The organism is Streptomyces sp. NPDC006925 (assembly GCF_042869575.1).
In the GTDB taxonomy this organism is placed as follows: Bacteria; Actinomycetota; Actinomycetes; order Streptomycetales; family Streptomycetaceae; genus Streptomyces.
In genome coordinates this window covers 179,186-197,772 of the sequence record NZ_JBIAGB010000004.1, presented here as the reverse complement: position 1 = coordinate 197,772, position 18,587 = coordinate 179,186, and the positions used below count along the sequence as shown (strand labels likewise).

The 18,587-nt window shown below is 74.5% G+C and carries 15 protein-coding genes and 1 riboswitch; of the genes, 8 read left to right on the top strand and 7 right to left on the bottom strand.

Annotated elements, in window-relative coordinates:
- The first annotated feature begins 102 nt into the window (after positions 1-102).
- Complete coding sequence (locus ACFYNS_RS08420; RefSeq protein WP_360292482.1) at positions 103-948, top strand: SURF1 family protein; 846 nt, start codon at positions 103-105, stop codon at positions 946-948.
- On the opposite strand, the gene ACFYNS_RS08415 is transcribed toward ACFYNS_RS08420, so the two are convergent.
- On the bottom strand, positions 854-2,695 hold the full coding sequence (locus ACFYNS_RS08415; RefSeq protein WP_360292485.1) for a prolyl oligopeptidase family serine peptidase: 1,842 nt from the start codon (positions 2,693-2,695) through the stop codon (positions 854-856). The genes ACFYNS_RS08420 and ACFYNS_RS08415 overlap by 95 nt on opposite strands.
- A gap of 264 nt (positions 2,696-2,959) precedes the next feature.
- Between ACFYNS_RS08415 and cbiE the strand changes: the two genes are divergently transcribed.
- Together cbiE and cobM are read left to right on the top strand one after the other, a co-directional pair.
- Entirely contained in the window at positions 2,960-4,348 is a 1,389-nt protein-coding gene (gene cbiE, locus ACFYNS_RS08410; protein WP_388601617.1) for a precorrin-6y C5,15-methyltransferase (decarboxylating) subunit CbiE, read from the top strand.
- Positions 4,345-5,094 (top strand): precorrin-4 C(11)-methyltransferase, encoded by a 750-nt coding sequence (gene cobM, locus ACFYNS_RS08405; RefSeq protein ID WP_388601615.1) that lies wholly within the window; start codon positions 4,345-4,347, stop codon positions 5,092-5,094. The genes cbiE and cobM overlap by 4 nt, the downstream gene beginning before the upstream one ends.
- Before the next feature lie 62 nt (positions 5,095-5,156).
- Here the strand turns inward: cobM and ACFYNS_RS08400 are convergent, their stop codons facing one another.
- Complete coding sequence (locus tag ACFYNS_RS08400; RefSeq protein ID WP_388601612.1) at positions 5,157-6,374, bottom strand: cobalt-precorrin-5B (C(1))-methyltransferase; 1,218 nt, start codon at positions 6,372-6,374, stop codon at positions 5,157-5,159.
- Positions 6,375-6,391: 17 nt separating this feature from the next.
- On the opposite strand from ACFYNS_RS08400, the gene ACFYNS_RS08395 reads away from it, so the two are divergent.
- Entirely contained in the window at positions 6,392-7,138 is a 747-nt protein-coding gene (locus tag ACFYNS_RS08395; RefSeq protein ID WP_360292497.1) for a cobalt-precorrin-6A reductase, read from the top strand.
- Positions 7,139-7,252: 114 nt separating this feature from the next.
- Here the strand turns inward: ACFYNS_RS08395 and ACFYNS_RS08390 are convergent, their stop codons facing one another.
- On the bottom strand, positions 7,253-7,942 hold the full coding sequence (locus tag ACFYNS_RS08390; RefSeq protein WP_360292499.1) for an aspartate/glutamate racemase family protein: 690 nt from the start codon (positions 7,940-7,942) through the stop codon (positions 7,253-7,255).
- Positions 7,943-8,042: 100 nt separating this feature from the next.
- Positions 8,043-8,402 (bottom strand): MerR family transcriptional regulator, encoded by a 360-nt coding sequence (locus tag ACFYNS_RS08385; protein WP_360292501.1) that lies wholly within the window; start codon positions 8,400-8,402, stop codon positions 8,043-8,045.
- 113 nt (positions 8,403-8,515) lie between these two features.
- On the opposite strand from ACFYNS_RS08385, the gene ACFYNS_RS08380 reads away from it, so the two are divergent.
- From ACFYNS_RS08380 to ACFYNS_RS08370, 3 genes are all read left to right on the top strand, one after another.
- The gene (locus ACFYNS_RS08380; protein ID WP_360292503.1) at positions 8,516-9,112 is read left to right on the top strand and encodes a DsbA family protein; all 597 of its coding nucleotides are present in this window, start codon (positions 8,516-8,518) and stop codon (positions 9,110-9,112) included.
- A gap of 164 nt (positions 9,113-9,276) precedes the next feature.
- A complete protein-coding gene (locus ACFYNS_RS08375; protein WP_388601608.1) occupies positions 9,277-9,597 on the top strand; it encodes a DMT family transporter in 321 nt (106 codons plus the stop codon).
- Between the two features lie 118 nt (positions 9,598-9,715).
- A complete protein-coding gene (locus tag ACFYNS_RS08370) occupies positions 9,716-10,207 on the top strand; it encodes a DMT family transporter (RefSeq protein WP_388601606.1) in 492 nt (163 codons plus the stop codon).
- 59 nt (positions 10,208-10,266) lie between these two features.
- Here ACFYNS_RS08370 and ACFYNS_RS08365 read toward each other — a convergent pair whose 3' ends face one another.
- From ACFYNS_RS08365 to cobG, 3 genes are read right to left on the bottom strand one after another with little or no spacing between them, the layout of a single operon-like run.
- Positions 10,267-11,976 (bottom strand): precorrin-2 C(20)-methyltransferase, encoded by a 1,710-nt coding sequence (locus ACFYNS_RS08365; protein ID WP_388601603.1) that lies wholly within the window; start codon positions 11,974-11,976, stop codon positions 10,267-10,269.
- Complete coding sequence (locus ACFYNS_RS08360) at positions 11,973-12,599, bottom strand: precorrin-8X methylmutase (protein ID WP_360292549.1); 627 nt, start codon at positions 12,597-12,599, stop codon at positions 11,973-11,975. The genes ACFYNS_RS08365 and ACFYNS_RS08360 overlap by 4 nt, the downstream gene beginning before the upstream one ends.
- Before the next feature lie 17 nt (positions 12,600-12,616).
- Positions 12,617-14,182: a precorrin-3B synthase gene (cobG, locus tag ACFYNS_RS08355; protein ID WP_388601601.1), complete on the bottom strand. Its 1,566-nt coding sequence runs from the start codon at positions 14,180-14,182 to the stop codon at positions 12,617-12,619.
- Between the two features lie 264 nt (positions 14,183-14,446).
- A riboswitch (cobalamin riboswitch) is annotated at positions 14,447-14,519 on the top strand.
- Positions 14,520-14,643: 124 nt separating this feature from the next.
- Between cobG and cobN the strand changes: the two genes are divergently transcribed.
- On the top strand, positions 14,644-18,525 hold the full coding sequence (gene cobN / locus ACFYNS_RS08350) for a cobaltochelatase subunit CobN (RefSeq protein ID WP_388601849.1): 3,882 nt from the start codon (positions 14,644-14,646) through the stop codon (positions 18,523-18,525).
- The last annotated feature ends 62 nt before the right edge of the window (positions 18,526-18,587 follow it).

The following is an 18,587-nucleotide window of genomic DNA, read 5'->3' as shown; positions in this document are numbered from 1 at the left end:
GGGCCGGGCCCGCGAGGCAGTGGTGCGAGCGGGCATGCGCCGGGGGTGGTGCGAGCGGGCCCTCCTGGCAGCGGCGCCGGCGTGTGGCCGTACTGTGGGAGTGTGTACCGGTTCCTGCTGACGCCGCGATGGTGGGCGATCAACCTCTTCGCCCTGGTGGCGATTCCGGTCTGCGTCCTGATGGGCAGTTGGCAGCTCAGCCGCTTCGACGACCGCGTCGACCGGCATCAGGAGCAGCGGGAACAGTCGAGCGCGGAGGCGCGTGCCGAGGCGCGGCCGTTGCGGGAGCTGCTTCCGGTGACCCAGGAGACGGTGGGCCGCACGGCTACGGTGACGGGCCGGTTCGACGCGGCGCACCCGCTGCTGGTCCCCGACCGGACGGTCGAGGAGAAGCGGGGTTTCTACGTGTTGTCCCTGCTGCGCCCCGACGGCGGCGGCAAGGCTTTGCCGGTGGTGCGTGGCTGGCTGCCGGGCAAGGCCGATCCGGCCCGGGTGCCCGCGGCGCCCGAGGGGGAGGTCACCGTCACGGGAGTGCTGCAGGCGCCGGAGTCGCAGCACGACGCCGGTGCTCCGGGCGCGCTGCCGGAGGGGCAGCTGGGGTTCGTGAGCGCCGCGCCGCTCGTCAACGTCGTCCCGTACGGGGTGCGGGATGCCTGGATCACCGAGCAGCACACCCAGCGGCCGCTGAGGCCGGTGCCGCCGGTCGCGCCCGACAACACCGGCCTCGACATGAAGGCGTTCCAGAACCTGGGCTACACGGCGCAGTGGTTCGTCTTCGCCGGGTTCGTGGTGTTCATGTGGTTCCGCTTCTTCCGCCGGGAGGCGGAGACGGCAGCGGACGCCGCGCTGGGGCTCACGCCGGACGGTCCGGAAGCGGATGCCGACCTTCCGCGTCCGTCCGCGGAAGATGCCGCAACGCGAAGTCGATCTCCAGCCGGATCTGCTTGATCCGCTCCTCCACCACGAGGGAACCGTGTCCCGCGTCGTAGCGGTACACCTCGTGCGGGTGGCCGCGCTCCTCCAGCCTGGTGACGTAGTTCTCGACCTGCCGGATCGGGCAGCGGGGGTCGTTGACCCCGGCCGAGACGTAGACGGGCGCGCGCACCTTGTCGACGTACGTCAGCGGCGAGGACGCCTCGAACCGCTCGGGCACCTCCTCCGGCGTGCCGCCGAGCAGGGTGCGGTCCAGGGACTTCAGCGCCTCCATCTCGTCGTGGTAGGCGGTGACATAGTCCGCGACCGGCACCGCGGCCAGTCCCAGCGCCCACACCTCCGGCTGGACGCCGAGCCCGAGAAGGGTGAGGTAGCCGCCCCAGGAGCCGCCCGCCAGCACCAGCCGGTCCGGATCGGCGAGCCCGGAGCCGACGGCCCAGGCGCGGACGGCGTCGATGTCCTCCAGCTCGATCAGGCCGACCCGGTGCTTGAGGGCGTCCGTCCAGGCGCGGCCGTATCCGGTGGAGCCGCGGTAGTTGACCCGCACGACGGCGAAGCCGTGGTCGACCCAGGCGGCGGGCTGCCCGGCGAAGGCGTCGCTGTCGTGGTGGGTGGGGCCGCCGTGCACCTCGAAGACGGTGGGGAAGGGGCCCTTCCCGGCCGGCTTCTGCACCAGTGCGTGCACGGTTCCGCCGGGCCCCTCGACCCAGGCGTCCTCGACGGGCACCGAGCCCGGAGCCGTCATCCCGGGCGGGTCGAGCACGGTGGCGCCGCTCGCGGAGCGCACCTGGGGCGGCTCGGCGGCGGACGACCACAGGTACTCCACGGCGCCGTCCGGCCGCGCCGTCACACCCATGACGGATCCGGCGGGCGTCTCGATCCGGGTGCGCGTACCGCTCGCCAGGTCGTAGCGGAAGAGCTCGTCGCGGGCCCGATGGCTGTGGGCGATCAGCAGCGCCGAGGCGTCCGGATACCACTCGGCGGCGACATCGCCGGGCAGGTCCAGCTCCAGCTCCGTGGTCGTGCCCGCCACCGGGTCCCAGAGCATCGGCTCCCACCGGCCGTGCCGCTGGTGGCCGACCAGGAGCCGGGGGTCGCCGTCGACCGGCGCGAAGCCGAGCACGGTCAGGCCCAGTTCCTCGGTACCGCCCTCGCTGTCGTCCAGTTCCGCGACGGTCGAGCCGTCGGGGCGTACGACACGGAGTGCCGCGTGCATGGCGTCACCGTGCTCGGTGTGCTCGATCACCAGCAGGCTGCTGTCGTGCGAGAGATCCCCCACGCCCGCCGACTCGCTGTGCCGGTAGATCTCGACCGGCGCGGGCGAGCCGGGGCGCAGCACATGGACGGTGGAGCCGTCCTCGTCCGTGGAGCGGCCGAGCACCACGGTGCCGTCCCGGCCGAGCGCCAGGCCTGCCGGGTAGGAGGGGTCCAGCCCCTCGACGGCGCGGGCGTCGGGGCCGCCGCCGAAGGGCTGCCGCATCCAGACACCGAACTCGTCGCCGTCGGTGTCCGAGAACCACCAGATCCACTCGCCGTCGGGCGAAAGGGTGCCGTCCGTGGTCCCGTTGGGCCGGTCGGTCACCTGCCGCTGTTCGCCGGTCGTCCGGTCCCAGGCGTACAGCTCGAACGTGCCCGTCGCGTTCGATACGAACAGCGACCGGGCGGGTGCGTCCTCGGCCCACTCGGGCAGTGAGACGCGCGGCGCCCTGAACCGCTTCTCCCAGTCGGGCATGGCGTGGTCGGGCAGTGCGTTCTGATCCATGCGCCCCATTGTGGCCCGGGGCGGTGGAACCGGGGCGGGCCGGTGTACCGGGGCCCGCGGTCGGGCGGACGGACGGACGGGCGGACCCGCGGACGGGCGGACCGGCGGACCCACGGGCGGGCGGACGGGCGGACCCGCGGACGGGCGGACCGGCGGTGCGGGGACCGGCAGTGGGAGTGCGGGGTCCCGAACAGTACAGTTCGAGCCGTCCCTGTTCGAGAGCTGTGCGATCTCCAAAGGTGAGATGCGATCTCCGAGGTGAAGGTGGCTGCGATCTCCGACGTGTCCGCGAAGTCCCCGTCCGCCGCTGTACCGCCCGAGGTGACGGTCGTCGGTGTCGGAGCCGACGGCTGGCCGGGGCTGGCCGAGCCCGCCCGGGAGGCCCTGCGCGCCGCCGAGGTGATCTTCGGGGGCGCGCGGCAACTCGATCTGCTGCCCGCCGGGGCGTGCGCCGCGGAGCGGGTGGCGTGGCCGTCCCCGCTGCGGCCCGCCGTGCCGGGGCTGTTCGCAGCGCACGCGGGGCGCCGGATCGCGGTGCTGGCCAGTGGCGACCCGTACTTCTACGGCATCGGCCGCACCCTGGCCGAGCTGCTGCCGGAGCTGTCCCTCCGGGTGCTGCCGCATCCCTCGTCCGTGAGCCACGCGTGTGCGCGGCTCGGCTGGGCGCAGGAGGAGTGCGAGGTCGTCAGCGTGGTCGGCCGGCCGCTCGCCCGGATCGCCGCCGCGCTGCACGACGGGCGGCGGCTGCTGGTGCTCAGCGCCGGGGCCGACACCCCGGCCCGGGTCGCGGAACTGCTGCGCGAGCACGGCTTCGGGCCGAGCCGGATGCGGGTGCTGGAGCAGCTCGGCGGCCCGCGCGAGCGCTCCTGCGAGGGGACGGCACAGGACTGGGGGCATCCGCCGGGCGACCCGCTGAACATCGTCGCCGTGGTCTGTGCGGCCGACCCGGACTCCGGCCTGGTGCGGCCGGGTGCCGTACCCGGGCTGCCGGACGCCGCGTACGAGCACGACGGGCAGCTCACCAAGCGCCATGTGCGGGCCGCGACGCTGGCCGCGCTGGCGCCCGCACCCGGTGAACTGCTGTGGGACGTGGGCGGCGGTGCCGGGTCGATCGCGGTGGAGTGGCTGCGGGCCCATCCGGCCTGCCGGGCGGTGACCGTGGAGCGCAGCGGCGAGCGTGCCGCGCGGATCACGCGCAACGCCGACCGGCTCGGGGTGCCGGGGCTGCGGGTGGTCACCGGCACGGCGCCGGAGGCGCTGTCGGGACTGCCCACACCGGACGCGGTGTTCGTCGGCGGCGGGCTGACGGCGCCCGGCCTGCTGGCCGCCTGCTGGGCGGCGCTGCCGGTGGGCGGGCGGCTGGTCGCCAACACCGTCACGCTGGAGTCGGAGGCGCTGCTGGTGCGCTGGTACCGCAGGTACGGGGGTGAACTGGTGCGGCTCTCGGTCGCGCACGGGGTGCCGGTGGGTGGTTTCACCGGCTGGCGGCAGGCGATGCCGGTGACCCAGTGGGCGGTGTGCAAGGGCGCTGCGGACGGGACGGGCGAGCCGCCCGAAGACGCGTGGGGGCCCGAGGACGCACGGGGACCTGAGGACGCACGGGGACCCGAGGACGCACGGGGGCCCGAAGACGCATGGGGAGACGAGAGATGACGGTGTACTTCATCGGCGCCGGACCAGGCGCCGCCGACCTGATCACGGTGCGCGGCGCCCGGACGCTGGCCGCCTGCCGGGTCTGCCTGTACGCGGGCAGCCTGGTGCCCCGGGAACTGCTCGCCGAGTGCCCGCCCGACGCGCGGCTGGTCGACACCGCGCAACTCGACCTGGACGCCATCACCGAAGAGCTGGTCCGCGCACACCGGGAGGGGCACGATGTGGCGCGGCTGCACTCGGGCGACCCGTCCGTCTTCAGCGCCGTCGCCGAACAGATGCGGCGGCTGACGGCCGCGGAGGTGCCCTACGAGGTCGTGCCCGGCGTCCCCGCGTTCGCGGCGGCGGCCGCCGCGCTGAAGCGGGAGCTGACGGTGCCGACCGTCGGCCAGACCGTCGTGCTGACCCGGGTCGCCCGGCAGGCCACCCCCATGCCGGACGGCGAGGACCTGGCCACGCTGGGCCGCAGCGGCGCACTGCTCGTACTGCACCTCGCGGTGCGGTACGTGGACGAGGTGGTCGCCGAACTCCTCCCGCACTACGGAGGCGACTGCCCCGCAGCGGTCGTCGCGTTCGCCAGCCGCCCGGACGAGGTCGTGCTGCGGGGCACCCTGGAGGAGATCGCGGAGCAGGTGAAGGCGGCCGGGCTCAGCCGGACGGCCGTCATCCTGGTCGGCCGCACCCTCGCCGCCGAGCACTTCCGCGACAGCCACCTCTACTCCGCGGAACGCGACCGCCACATCTGCTGAGGCGACCGCCACATCTGCTGAGGCGACCGCCACACCTGCTGCGGGAGTGCGTGCCGGGGCGGCTAGCGCACGGCGCTGCGCCCGACGACCGTCCCCGCGCGGTCGATGCAGATGACGTCCACCCGCACGGGTGCCCCGCGCAGGACGGCGAGCGCCTCGTCGCGCGCTGCCTCGGCGACGAGATCGCCGAGCGGGACATGCGCCGCGGCGCACATCTGGAGCGCGGCGAGACCGGTGTTGGCCGCCCGGATCCGGTCCGCCAGCTCCTCGTCGGCGCCGCCGGTCCCGGCCAGGCCGGCCAGGAAGCCCTTGTCGACCTGGGAGCGCTTGGAGTGCAGGTCCAGGTGCCCGGCCGCCAGCTTGGACAGCTTGGCGAAGCCGCCGCAGACGGTGAGCCGGTCCACGGGGTGGCGGCGTACGTACTTGAGTACGGCGCCCGCGAAATCCCCCATGTCCAGCAGCGCGTCCTCCGGGAGCCCGTACTCGGCGACGACGGTCCGCTCCGAGGTCGACCCCGTGCAACCGGCCACATGCGTCCGCCCCGCGGCACGGGCCACGTCCACCCCGCGCCGGATCGAGTCGATCCACGCGGAGCACGAGTAGGGGACGACGACGCCGGTCGTCCCCAGGATCGACAGCCCGCCGACGATCCCCAGCCGCGGGTTCCAGGTGGAGCGGGCGATCTCCGCGCCGTCGTCGACGGACAGGGTGATCTCCACGTCGGCACCGGCGCCTGCGCCTGCGCCTGCGCCGACGCCGGCGCCGACACCTGCGTCGGCGTGCTCGTCCGCCACACGGGCGACGTGCTCGCGCATCATCTGCCGCGGCACCGGATTGATGGCCGGTTCGCCCACGTCGAGCGGCAGGCCGGGGCGGGTGACGGTGCCCACACCGGGCCCGGCCCGGAACACGACGCCCGCACCCGGCGCCAGCGGGCGCACGGTGGCCCGCACCAGGGCGCCATGGGTGACGTCGGGGTCGTCTCCCGCGTCCTTCACCACCGCGGCCGTTGCCGCGGTGCCCGGCTGCAGGTCCTCGTACGCGAGGGCGAAGGCGGGGGTCTGGCCCTTGGGCAGGGTGATCGTCACCGGGTCGGGGAAGTCGCCGGTCAGCAGCGCGGTGTACGCGGCGGTCGTGGCCGCCGTCGCACAGGCACCCGTCGTCCAGCCCGGCCGCAGCCCGGTGTGCTTGAGTTGGGCATCGCGCCCGCCCTTGGCCTCGTCCACCGCGGCCCCGCTCGCCGCGGCCTCGCTCCCCGTGGCCTCGCTCGCCTCAGACATGAGAGGAACCGGATCCCGTGCACGCACTGATTCTCGGCGGGACGACGGAAGGCCGCCGCCTGGCGGAACTGCTGGCGGGCACCCCCGGCCTCCGGGTCACCAGTTCGCTGGCCGGACGCGTCGCGGGCCCCCGGCTGCCGCCGGGGGAGGTGCGGGTCGGCGGCTTCGGAGGCGTGCCGGGGCTCACAGGATGGCTGCGTACACACCATGTGGACGTTCTCATCGATGCCACCCATCCCTTCGCCGAGAAGATCAGTTTCCATGCCGCCGAAGCCGCCGCCGGAGCCCATGTTCCCCTGCTCGCCCTCCGCCGCCCCGGCTGGGTGCCCGGTGCGGGGGACAGCTGGCACCTGGCGGACTCCCTGCCGGAGGCAGCCCGGCTGCTGCCGCGGCTGGGACAGCGGATCTTCCTGACCACCGGACGCCTGGGGCTGGGCGCGTTCGCCGGGCCCGCGAGCACCGGGCTGTGGTTCCTCTCGCGCTCGGTCGACCCTCCGGAACCGGGCACGCCCCTTCCCGCCCGGATGGAGCTGCTGCTCAGCCGGGGCCCGTTCGCGCTGGACGACGAGCGCGAGCTGCTGCGCAGCCACCGCATCGAGGTGCTGGTGACCAAGGACAGCGGCGGTGCGGCCACCGCGCCCAAGCTCGTGGCGGCGCGGGAGGCGGGGCTGCCCGTCGTGGTCGTCCGCCGCCCCCCGGTCCCGGCGGGGGTCCGGGTGGTGACGAGTCCCGAGGAGGCGGCCGGGGCACTCCGCGGACTGTGACCGGCACCCCTTCCCCTTCCCCTTCCCCTTCCCCTTCCCCGGCCGCCTGCGCCGTCCTTCGGGCCGACTGCTCGAAGGGCGGTCGCCGAGCCGGCCGGCGCCGAGCCGCCTGGATCACTGGTTCGCCGCTTCGAAGGCGGCCTCCGCGTGCAGCCGGGCGGTGGGGAAGACGGGCACCGGGCTGTCCTGCGGCCCGATGAGCAACTCGATCTCCGTGCACCCCAGTACGATGCCCTCCGCCCCGTCCGCCACCAGCTCGCCGATGACGCGCCGGTACGCGGCACGGGACGCGTCCAGCACGGTTCCCCGGCACAGTTCCTCGTAGATCACGCGGTGCACCAGCTCCCGGTCGGCGGGGCCGGGGACCAGCACCGACAGGCCACCGGCCGCCAGCCGTCCCCGGTAGAAGTCCTGCTCCATGGTGAACGCGGTCCCCAGCAGGCCGACGCGCCGCAGCCCCGCCGCTCGCACCGCACCCGCCGTCGCATCGGCCAGGTGCAGCAGCGGCACCTCCACGGCCTCCTCGATGTGCTCGGCGACCCGGTGCATGGTGTTCGTGCACAGCACCAGCAGATCGGCGCCCGCCGCCTCCAGGGCCCGGGCGGCGGCCGCGAGGATGCCGCCCGCCTCGTCCCAGCGCCCCTGCGCCTGCAACACCTCGATCTCGGCGAAGTCGACGGAGTACAGCACCAGCCGCGCCGAGTGCAGCCCGCCGTTCCGGTCCCTGGCCAGTTCGTTGAGCATCCGGTAGTACTCCGCCGAGGACTCCCAGCTCATTCCGCCGATCAGCCCGATGGTTCGCACCGCTGCCTCTGCCCTTCCTCGTCCCGTTCCGCACCGTTCCCCAGGGTCACAGGGGTCACTGGGGTCCCCAGGGTCCCCCGGGGCACTGGGGTCCCCAGGGTCACTGGGCGTCGTCGGGCACGGTCGTCTCGCTGCGAAGCGCCTGGAGCGTGTCGAGTTCGCGGTCGAGGTCGCGCCGTTTGGCCTGGAGCCGCTCGACCTCCTGCGCGAGCAACTGCTCCATGACGCCGTTGCGCTCCTCGAGCGGGGCCTCCAGACAGGGCAGCAGTTCGTTGACGGTGGCGCTGCTCAGTCCGGCGGCGAACAGATGCTGGATCATCACCACCCGCTCGACCATGGACGCGTCGAAGTCCCGCCAGCCGCCGGGCGTGCGCTGGGAGCGGATGAGTCCGTGCTCCTCGTAGTACCGCAGCGACCGGGCGCTGACGCCGCTGGCGTCCGCCAGCTCACCGATACGCATGAGACCTCCCGAGGCCGTCCGTGGGACTCCAGTGTTGCAGTTGACACCAGTGTGAGGTTCCACGCTCTGGGAGCCGCACCCACCGGGGGTGCCCAGGGGAATCGGAGGTCGTCATGACCGCGCGGATCCATCTGTGGTCGGACTACGTCTGCCCGTTCTGCCTGATCGCCGACGAGGTGATCGAGCGGGCGGTCCGCGACCGGCCCGACGTCGAGGTCGTCCACCATCCCCACGAACTGCGCCCCCGTCCGGCCGCCACCCTCCGCCCGGAGGACCCGTATCTGCCCGACATCTGGCAGCGTGCCGTGTATCCGATGGCACGCCGCCACCAGGTGCCGATGCGGCTGCCGACCGTCTCGCCGCAGCCCTACACCGAGTCGGCCTTCCGCGGCGCCCAGTACGCCGCGGAGCACGGCCGGGCCGGGGTCTACCACCGGCGCGTGCTGGCGGCCTTCTTCCGCGAGGACCTGGACATCGGGGACCGCGCGGTCCTGGTCCGGCTCGCCGCGGAGGCGGGACTCGACCCGGCCGGCTACGACGCGGCCCTCGACGACCCGGAGTACGCCGAGCGGCACCGGCGGGCACTGTCGGAGTCGGCCCGGATGGAGATCACCGTCGTCCCCACGCTCGTCATCGGCGACCGGCGCATCGAAGGCGTCGCCGCCGAGGGAGTGGTCCGCCGCGCGCTGCGGGAAGCGGTCGCCGTATGACCGCGGCCCCGGCCCGGCTCCGGGGTCTGCCGGCCCGCCACCGCGAACCGCACTCCGGCTCCACCGCCCGCTTCTGACCCCGCGCGGCCTCCCGCGCCTCTCGAATCCGTTCAGGCCCTTTCACGTTCGCGCTCTTCCGCGCCCTTTCGACCCAAGGACATCTCATGCACTGGCTCTACCTCGGCGCCGCAGTCGTCTTCGAGATCGCCGTCGCCCTCTCCGCCGGCAAGGCCCAGGGCTTCACCCGGCCCGCCTGGACCGCGGTCACCCTCGCCAGCGGCGGCATCGCCACCTATCTCCTCAGCCTGGCCCTGCTGACCTTCGACGTCGGCGTCGGCTACGCGATCTGGACCTCCGCCGCGGGGGTCGGGATCGTCGTCCTCGGCGCCCTCCTCTTCGGCCAACGCCTCGACTGGCGCAAGCTCCTGGGCATCGCCGCGGTCATCGTCGGCGTCGTCGGCCTCCAGCTCAGCGGAGCGGCCTGACCGTCCGCCCCGGCCGCCTAGCCGGCCGGCCAGCCCGCCGGCGGTCCGCCGTCCCTGTTCCGCCGCTTCCCCCGCTGCTTCGTTCACCCGTTCCCGCATTCATGAGAAGGGCCCGCACATGTCCCACCGCACCGCCGCCGTCGGCAACAACGACACCTTCGGCAACGACGAGACCCTCGACAACAACGGCACCCTCCGCCATGGCGACACCAGCGGCGGCGACACCGCCGCCCGCAGCGGCCGGGCGCGAGCCTGGCTCGTGCTCCTCCTGGCCGGAGCGTTCGAGGTCGGCTACGCGCTCTCCGTGGGAGGGAGCCACGGCTTCACCGTGCTGTCGTGGTCGCTCGTCGCGGTCGTCTTCTTCCTGCTGACGCTCTTCTCTCTGAGCCTCGCCCTGCGCACCCTCGACGTCGGCCTCGGCTACGCGGTCTGGGCCGGTATCGGCGCCGTCGGAGCCGCGCTGCTCGGCCCCGTCTTCTTCGACGAGACCCTCACCCCGGTCAAGGCCCTGTGGCTGACCGTCATCATCGCCGGGGTGGTCTGGCTCAAGCTCTCCGACCGGCCCCAGCGCCCCCCGGCCGACGAGCTGCCCGCCCGGCCGGACCGGTGAGCAGCGGCCCACCGGCCGGGAGCCGCAGCCCGCTGTCTCCGCAGCGGGCTGCGGCCTGTTCAGTCCTCCGGATACCGGCGCGGGGTCCACACTCGCGTCGGGCTGTCCGCTCCGCCGAAGGTCCGGGTCTGCGAGGAGCCGACGATCAGCAGGGTGCGCATGTCCACTTGGTCCGGGTCCAGTTCGGCCAGTGGGACGGTGCGGATGCGCTCGCCGTCCCCGCCGATGTCGCGGGCCAGCACGACCGGGGTGTCGGGGGCGCGGTGCTCCAGCAGGACCTCGCGGGCCTTGCCGACCTGCCAGGTGCGGCTGCGGGAACCGGGGTTGTAGAGGGCGAGCACCAGGTCGGCCGCCGCCGCGGCGCGCAGCCGGCCGGCGATGACCTCCCAGGGCTTGAGGCGGTCGGAGAGGGAGAGCACGGCGTAGTCGTGGCCCAGCGGCGCCCCCACGCGGGCGGCTGCCGCATTGGCGGCCGTCACCCCGGGCAGCACCCGAACCGGGACGTCCGCGTACGCGTCCTGCTCGGCCGCCTCCAGTACGGCCGTCGCCATGGCGAACACGCCGGGGTCCCCGCCGGAGACGACGGCCACCCGCCGCCCGCGCCGGGCCAGTTCCAGGGCGAACTCCGCGCGCTCGGCCTCCACCCGGTTGTCCGAGCCGTGCCGCCGCTGGCCGTCCCGTCGCGGCACCCGGTCCAGATAGGTCGTGTAGCCGACCACGTCGTCGGCGGCGGCCAGCGCGCCGCGCGTCTCGGGGGTGAGCCACAGCGGCCCGGCGGGGCCGGTGCCCACGACGACGACCTCGCCGGGGGAGTCCTCGCGGCACTCGCGGGCCGCCGCGCCGACCTTGCTCGGCAGCACGGCGACGGAGAAGTACGGCACGGACTCCGGGTCCACGTCCGCGACCCGCCCGGTGCGCTCACCCTGCATCGTGGCGCGTTCCACGTAGCGGGCCTCGGCCAGCCGCCCCGACCGCTCCAGCGCCCGGCGCACCTTGGGGAACGTACGCCCCAGCTTCATCACGGCCACCGCGTCGCTGGAGGCGAGCCGGGCGGTCAACTCCTCCTCGGGGAGTGTGCCGGGCAGCACCGTCAGCGCCTCCTCGGCCTCCGACAGCGGAGTGCCGAGCCGGGCGGCCGCCGCGCTCACGGAGGTGACACCGGGGACGACCTCGGTCGGATACCGGTGCGCCAGCCGCTTGTGCATGTGCATGTACGAGCCGTAGAAGAACGGGTCGCCCTCGGCGAGCACGGCCACCGTCCGCCCCGCGTCCAGATGCGCGGCCAGCCGCGCCGACGCCTCGGCGTAGAAGTCCTCCAGCGCGCCCCGGTAGCCACCGGGGTGGTCGGTGGACTCCGTGGTGACGGGGTAGACCAGCGCCTCCTCCATGTGGTCGGCCCGCAGATGGCGCTCCGCGATGGAGCGTGCGATCGACCGGCCGTGCCGGGCACTGTGGTACGCGACGACGTCCGCCTCCGCGATGGCCTCCACCGCCCGCACCGTCATCAGCGACGGGTCACCGGGCCCCAGCCCCACGCCGATCAGCCGCCCGGCGCCGCCGGTGTCCTCGGCTCCGGTCGCTCCGGGGGCCCGGGCTTCGGCCGCCGCGGGGCCGCCGGTCGCCGGGTTGCCGGTTGCCGGGTTGCCGTGCGCCGCCGCGCCGCTCGCGGGTGTGCCGCTCCCGCCGTTCGCCGCCGCGTCGTGCGCTGCCGCATCGTCGGACACGGTGTTCACCTGCTCCTCCTCCGCGCTGCCGGTCACGTGCCTCATTCCTCCTCGCTCGCAATGGCGTTGAGCGCGGAGACGGCCATGGCGCTGCCACCCCTGCGGCCGTGGACGATCAAGTGCTCCAGCCCGGCGGAGTGCTCGGCCAGCGCCTGCTTGGACTCCACGGCCCCGACGAACCCGACCGGCACCCCGATCACGGCAGCCGGCCGCGGCGCCCCCTCCTCGATCATCTCCAGCAGCCGGAACAGCGCCGTGGGCGCGTTGCCGATAGCCACCACCGAGCCCTCCAGCCGGTCGCGCCACAGTTCGAGGGCGGCAGCGGTGCGCGTCGTCCCCAGTTCGGCCGCGAGCCGGGGCACCTCCGGGTCGGCGAGAGTGCACACCACCTCGTTGTCGGCCGGGAGCCGCCTGCGGGTGACACCGCTGGCGATCATGGCGACGTCGCAGAGCACGGGCGCGCCCGCGCGGAGGGCCGCGCGGGCCTCCGCGACGACCCGCGGGGTGTGGGCGAGGTCCCGGACGAGGTCGACCATGCCGCACGCGTGGATCATCCGTACCGCGACCTGGCTGACATCGGCGGGCAGCCCCGCCAGGTCCGCCTCGGCGCGGATGGTGGCAAAGGACTGCCGGTAGATGGCAGCGCCGTCCTTCTCGTACTCGAACACTGTGTTCCCGCTCGTCGTCATGGGCCTGCCGTCGCTGAGTCCTCGCGCGCGGGCGCACGGGCCCCGCTGCGCTCGGACGGTCGGTTGCTCTCCCGTACCGCGGCGCCCGCAAGCGCGCCGCCACCGTGCCCGGTTCCGTCGTCCCGGTGCGGTCCGCTGTCCTCCGGTACGCGGGCCGACGCGGCGGCCGCGCCCGGGTCGGAGCCGGTGGGGACCGGGACGGCGAGTGCTTCGCCGGTGCCGCGCACCACCGCCACCCGGTAGCCGTCGGCCCCGGCGACGACCTCCACCCGGTCGCCGCGCGGATGCCCGCACCGGCGCTCGCACCCGGACCAGTACACGGGCAGTGCGAACGAGTCGCTGCCGGCGCCGGGACCGGAAACAGGACCAGGGCGGGCCAGGGCAGCGGCGGCGTCGGCGTGTACGTCCGTCAGGGACTTGGCGCAGCCCGGGCGCCCCGCGCAGGCGCCCGCTCCCCGCCAGGGCGAGGCGGGATCGGTCACCAGCCCTGCGCCGTCGAGCGCCGCGAGGGCGCCGGGCGCATGCGAGGGCGTGAGGCCGGGGACGACGACGCCCCGCCACGGGGTCATCCGCAGCGCGCCGTCGCCCTCGCGTTCGGCGGTACGGGTCAGCAGCTCCCACTGCCGGCCGGTCAACCGGCCGAGCGGGGCGAGCACGGAGAGCGCCACCGCCCCGGAAGGGCCGGGGACCGGGCCGGGTACGGGAGCCTCCGCGGTCTTCTCCGCGCGGGTCTGTTCAGAGCGGGGGCCGAGCGCCGGGGCCGCCGGGAGAGGCGCGAGCGGCGCCTCCCGCGCTCCAGCTCTCAGCCGGAGTGCGGTCCTGCGGGCCAACTCGGCGCCGGTCACCGCGAGGTCGGCGACCCGCCAGGCGCGGAGCCCCGACTCGCGTACGGCTTCCAGGAAGGTCTCCGCGGCCACCACGGCCGCGGCTGCGGCGTGTTCGTCCGCGACGCGGAGCACCCCGGCGTCCCGGTCGGCGCCGAGGTACAGAAGTGTCGTGCCGTCCGGCTCGGCGAGCAGGGTCACATCCGCTCCGAGCGCGGCGACGTCGCCGCGACCGTCGTCCACGGCGAACAGGAAGCGCCCCGACAGTTCGCGCAGCGCTTCGCTTTCGCACAGTAGTCGGTCCAGCTCGGCGAGCTGTCCGGTGACGTCCCGGTGCCCGGAACCGTCCAGGCCGGACAGCGGCGAGGCCACGATGTTGCGGACGCGCTCGTGCGCGAGCGAGGGCAGCAGCCCCGCTCCGCTCAGCAACTCGGCCAGCTCGGGGCCCGCATCCGCCCGGAGGCCCCGGAGTTGGACGTTTCCGCGGGAGGTCAGATGCAGTTCGCCGGAGCCGAGCCGGGTCGCCGCCGTGTGCAGGGCCGCCGCTTGTGCGACGTCGAGCACGCCGCCGGGTACCCGTACGCGTGCCAGCCCGCCGTCGTCCGCCCGGTGCAGCCGCAGCGCTCCCGGGCAGGCGTCGGCTCGCTCGCGCGGGGCCGCGCAACTAGTTGCATCAGCAACTGGCGTGGTGCCGTGCGCGGACGGACGACTGGAGGGCATGACCATGTCGGCGAGCATACCGACCCCCGTCGACCCCTCCCCGGAGCACCGGACCGCCCCGCCGGCTCCCGCCGTCACAGGCATCGGCCGACGCGCGGCCGACGAGCCGTGGGCGGGAGGCGGGCGGGAGGCGGACGGCCGGCGGACGGGCGGGTGGCCACCGCCCGGTGGCCACCGCGCGAGCCGCCCCCGACGGGTGCCCTCCCGCCGCGCGCCGGGTCCCCGTACGATGCTGTGGGCGGACCATCCGGTCCGCCCACATCGCCAGCGACGGCGACAGGGGAGGAAGCCCGGTGCGAATCCGGCGCGGTCCCGCCACTGTGAACCCGGCCACGACCGGGTGAGCCAGGAACTCCCGCCGTCCGAGACCGCCCGGGGCGCGGACACCCCGAGGAAGGGCCGACAGCAGCATGCCGCTTTCGTCACGCGACAACGCCGATGCCGACGCGACCGTCGCCACGCCCGACGACGCCCCCCGGATGATCCTGCTCCTGTCGACCTCCGACACGGACCTCCTCAGCGCCCGTGCCGCCTCCGCCGAGGCCTCCGCCCCCGCCGAGGTCACCGCCTCCGCCGAGGCCTCCGCGCCGGCCCCGGGCGACGGAGTCGACGGCCCTGCCGCCGCCCCGCTCACCTACCGCTACGCCAACCCGAGCCGCATACCCGAGGACACCCTCGGTACCGAACTCGAAGCGCTGCTGGACGGTGTCGACCTCGTCGTCGTCCGGCTGCTCGGCGGCGTGAGGGCCTGGCAGCAGGGCATCGACCTGCTGCGCGACTCCGGCGTCCCGCTCGTCGTCCTGACCGGCGAACAGGCCCCGGACGCCCAGCTCATGGCGGCCTCCACGGTCCCCATCGGAGTGGCGGCCGAAGCACACGCCTACCTCGCGCACGGCGGTCCCGCCAACCTCGTGCAGCTGGCCCGCTTCCTCTCCGACACCGTGCTGCTCACCGGCCACGGCTTCGAGCCCCCGGCACCCGCCCCCGCATGGGGCCACCTGGACCGCGAACCGTCCACCCGCGAACGCCCCGCCGGTGAGCCGGGCCCAGGCCGCGACGCCTCGCCCGGCGCCCCGGCATCGTCGAGGACGGCCCCCACCATCGCCGTCCTCTACTACCGCGCCCACCACATGAGCGGCAACACGGCCTTCGCCGCGGCGCTCTGCGACGCCGTCGAAGCGGCGGGCGGCAGGGCGCTCCCCCTCTACGTGGCCTCGCTCCGCGCCCCCGAACCCGAGCTCGTCGAGGAACTCCGCGCCGCCGACGCCATCGTGACGACGGTGCTCGCGGCGGGCGGCACCAAACCCGCCGAGGCCGGTGCGGGCGGCGACGACGAGGCATGGGACGCGGGCGCCCTCACCAGCCTGGACGTACCGATCATCCAGGCGCTGTGCCTGACCGCGCCCCGCACCGACTGGGAGCAGAACGACGAGGGCGTCTCCCCGCTCGACGCCGCGAGCCAGATAGCCGTGCCCGAGTTCGACGGCCGGCTCATCACGGTGCCGTTCTCCTTCAAGGAGATCGACGCCGACGGTCTGCCGTCCTACGTGGCCGACCCGGAGCGCGCCGCGCGGGTCGCGGGCATCGCCGTACGCCACGCCCGGCTGCGGCACATCCCGGCAGCAGAGAAGCGGCTGGCGCTCGTCCTGTCCGCCTATCCGACCAAGCACTCCCGGATCGGCAACGCGGTCGGCCTCGACACCCCGGCCAGCGCCGTCGCACTGCTCCAGCGGCTCCGCGCGGAGGGCTACGACTTCGGCGACGAGGACATCCCCGGCCTGCCCCGAACCGGAACCCCGGCGACCGGCACCGCACCGGCGCACGCACCCGCGGCCGACCCGGCCCACGCCGCCCCGGCAGCCGAAGCCGACGCAGTCGACGCGGACGGTGCCACCGAACCGGAGGAACACGTCGGCGACGCGCTCATCCGCGCGCTCATCGAAGCCGGCGGCCACGACCAGGACTGGCTCACCGAGGAGCAGCTGGCCCGCAACCCGGTCCGCATCCCGGCAGCCGACTACCGCCGCTGGTACGCCACGCTCCCGCAGGAGCTGCGCGAGGCCGTAGAGGAACACTGGGGCCCGCCGCCGGGCGAGATGTTCGTCGACCGCACCCACAACCCGGACGGCGACATCGTCCTGGCCGCCCTGCGCCACGGCAACCTGCTGATCCTCATCCAGCCGCCCCGCGGCTTCGGCGAGAACCCCATCGCCATCTACCACGACCCGGACCTGCCGCCCTCGCACCACTACCTGGCGGCCTACCGCTGGATCGCCGCGCCGCAGGCCGACGGCGGATTCGGCGCCGACGCGATGATCCACCTGGGCAAGCACGGCAACCTGGAGTGGCTGCCCGGCAAGAACGCGGGCCTGTCCGCTGCGTGCGCACCCGACGCCGCGCTCGGCGACCTGCCCCTCGTCTACCCGTTCCTGGTCAACGACCCGGGCGAGGGCACCCAGGCCAAACGGCGGGTGCACGCCACGCTCGTCGACCACCTGGTGCCGCCGATGGCCCGCGCCGACTCCTACGGCGACATCGCCCGGCTCGAACAGCTCCTGGACGAGTACGCGCAGATCAGCTCCATGGACCCGGCCAAGCTTCCGGCGATCCGGGCCCAGATCTGGACCCTCATCCAGGCGGCCCGGCTCGACCACGACCTCGGCCTGGAGGAGCGGCCCGACGACGACGGCTTCGACGACTTCCTCCTGCACGTCGACGGCTGGCTGTGCGAGGTCAAGGACGCGCAGATCCGCGACGGCCTGCACGTTCTGGGTGCCGCGCCGAGCGGCCCCGACCGCGTCAACCTGGTCCTCGCCATCCTCCGCGCCCGGCAGATCTGGGGCGGCACCACCAGCCTGCCCGGCCTCCGCGAAGCCCTCGGCCTGGACGAGTCCGCGGCCACCCGCACCACCTCCGACGAGGCCGAGGAGCAGGCCCGCGCCCTGGTCGAGGCGATGGAGGCGGCGGACTGGGACCCCGCGGCCGTGCCCCGCGCGGCCGCCGGGCATCCGCAGCAGGTCGCCGACATCCTCGACTTCGCGGCCCGCGAGGTCGTCCCCCGGCTGGCGGCCACCACCGCCGAACTCGACCACGCCGTCCACGCGCTCACCGGCGGCTTCGTCCCGGCCGGACCGTCCGGCTCGCCGCTCCGCGGGCTGGTCAACGTCCTCCCGACGGGCCGCAACTTCTACTCCGTCGACCCCAAGGCCGTCCCCTCCCGCCTCGCGTGGGAGACGGGCCAGTCCCTCGCCGACTCCCTCCTGGAGCGCTACCGCGCCGACAACGGCAGTTGGCCCACCTCCGTCGGCCTCTCCCTGTGGGGCACCAGCGCCATGCGCACGGCGGGCGACGACATCGCCGAGGCCCTCGCCCTGCTGGGCGTCCGCCCGGTGTGGGACGACGCCTCCCGCCGCGTCACCGGCCTGGAGCCGATCCCCGCCGACGAGCTGGGCCGCCCCCGGATCGACGTCACCCTGCGGATATCCGGCTTCTTCCGCGACGCGTTCCCGCACGCCGTCGCCCTGCTGGACGACGCGGTCCGGCTGGCCGCCTCCCTGGAGGAGCCGGACGACGTCAACCACGTACGCGCCCACACCCAGCAGGACCTGCGCGAACACGGCGACGAACGGCGCGCCACCACCCGCATCTTCGGCTCCCGCCCCGGCACCTACGGCGCGGGCCTCCTCCAGCTGATCGACTCCCGCGACTGGCGCACCGACGCCGACCTCGCCGAGGTCTACACCGTCTGGGGCGGCTACGCCTACGGCCGGGACCTGGCCGGCCGCCCGGCCCGCGACGAGATGGAGACCGCCTACAAGCGGATCGCCGTCGCCGCCAAGAACACTGACACCCGCGAACACGACATCGCGGACTCCGACGACTACTTCCAGTACCACGGCGGCATGGTCGCCACCGTGCGTGCGCTGCGCGGCTCGGCCCCCGAGGCATACATCGGCGACTCCACCCGCCCCGAGACGGTGCGCACCCGCACCCTCGTCGAGGAGACCTCCCGCGTCTTCCGCGCCCGGGTGGTCAACCCCAAGTGGATCGAGGCGATGCGCCGCCACGGCTACAAGGGCGCCTTCGAACTGGCCGCCACCGTCGACTACCTCTTCGGCTACGACGCCACCACCGGTGTGGTGGCCGACTGGATGTACGACAAACTCACCGAGACCTACGTCCTGGACGAGACCAACCGCGCCTTCCTCCAGGAGTCCAACCCCTGGGCCCTGCACGGCATCGCCGAACGCCTCCTGGAGGCCGAGTCCCGCGGCATGTGGTCCAAGCCCGACCCCACAGCGCTCGACGCCCTCCGCCAGATCTACCTGGAGACGGAAGGCGAACTGGAACAGGACGAATAGCGGCCCTGCGGCCGGTCCGGCAGATCCCAGCAGGTCTGCCGGACCCATCGGGCCCTGCCGGC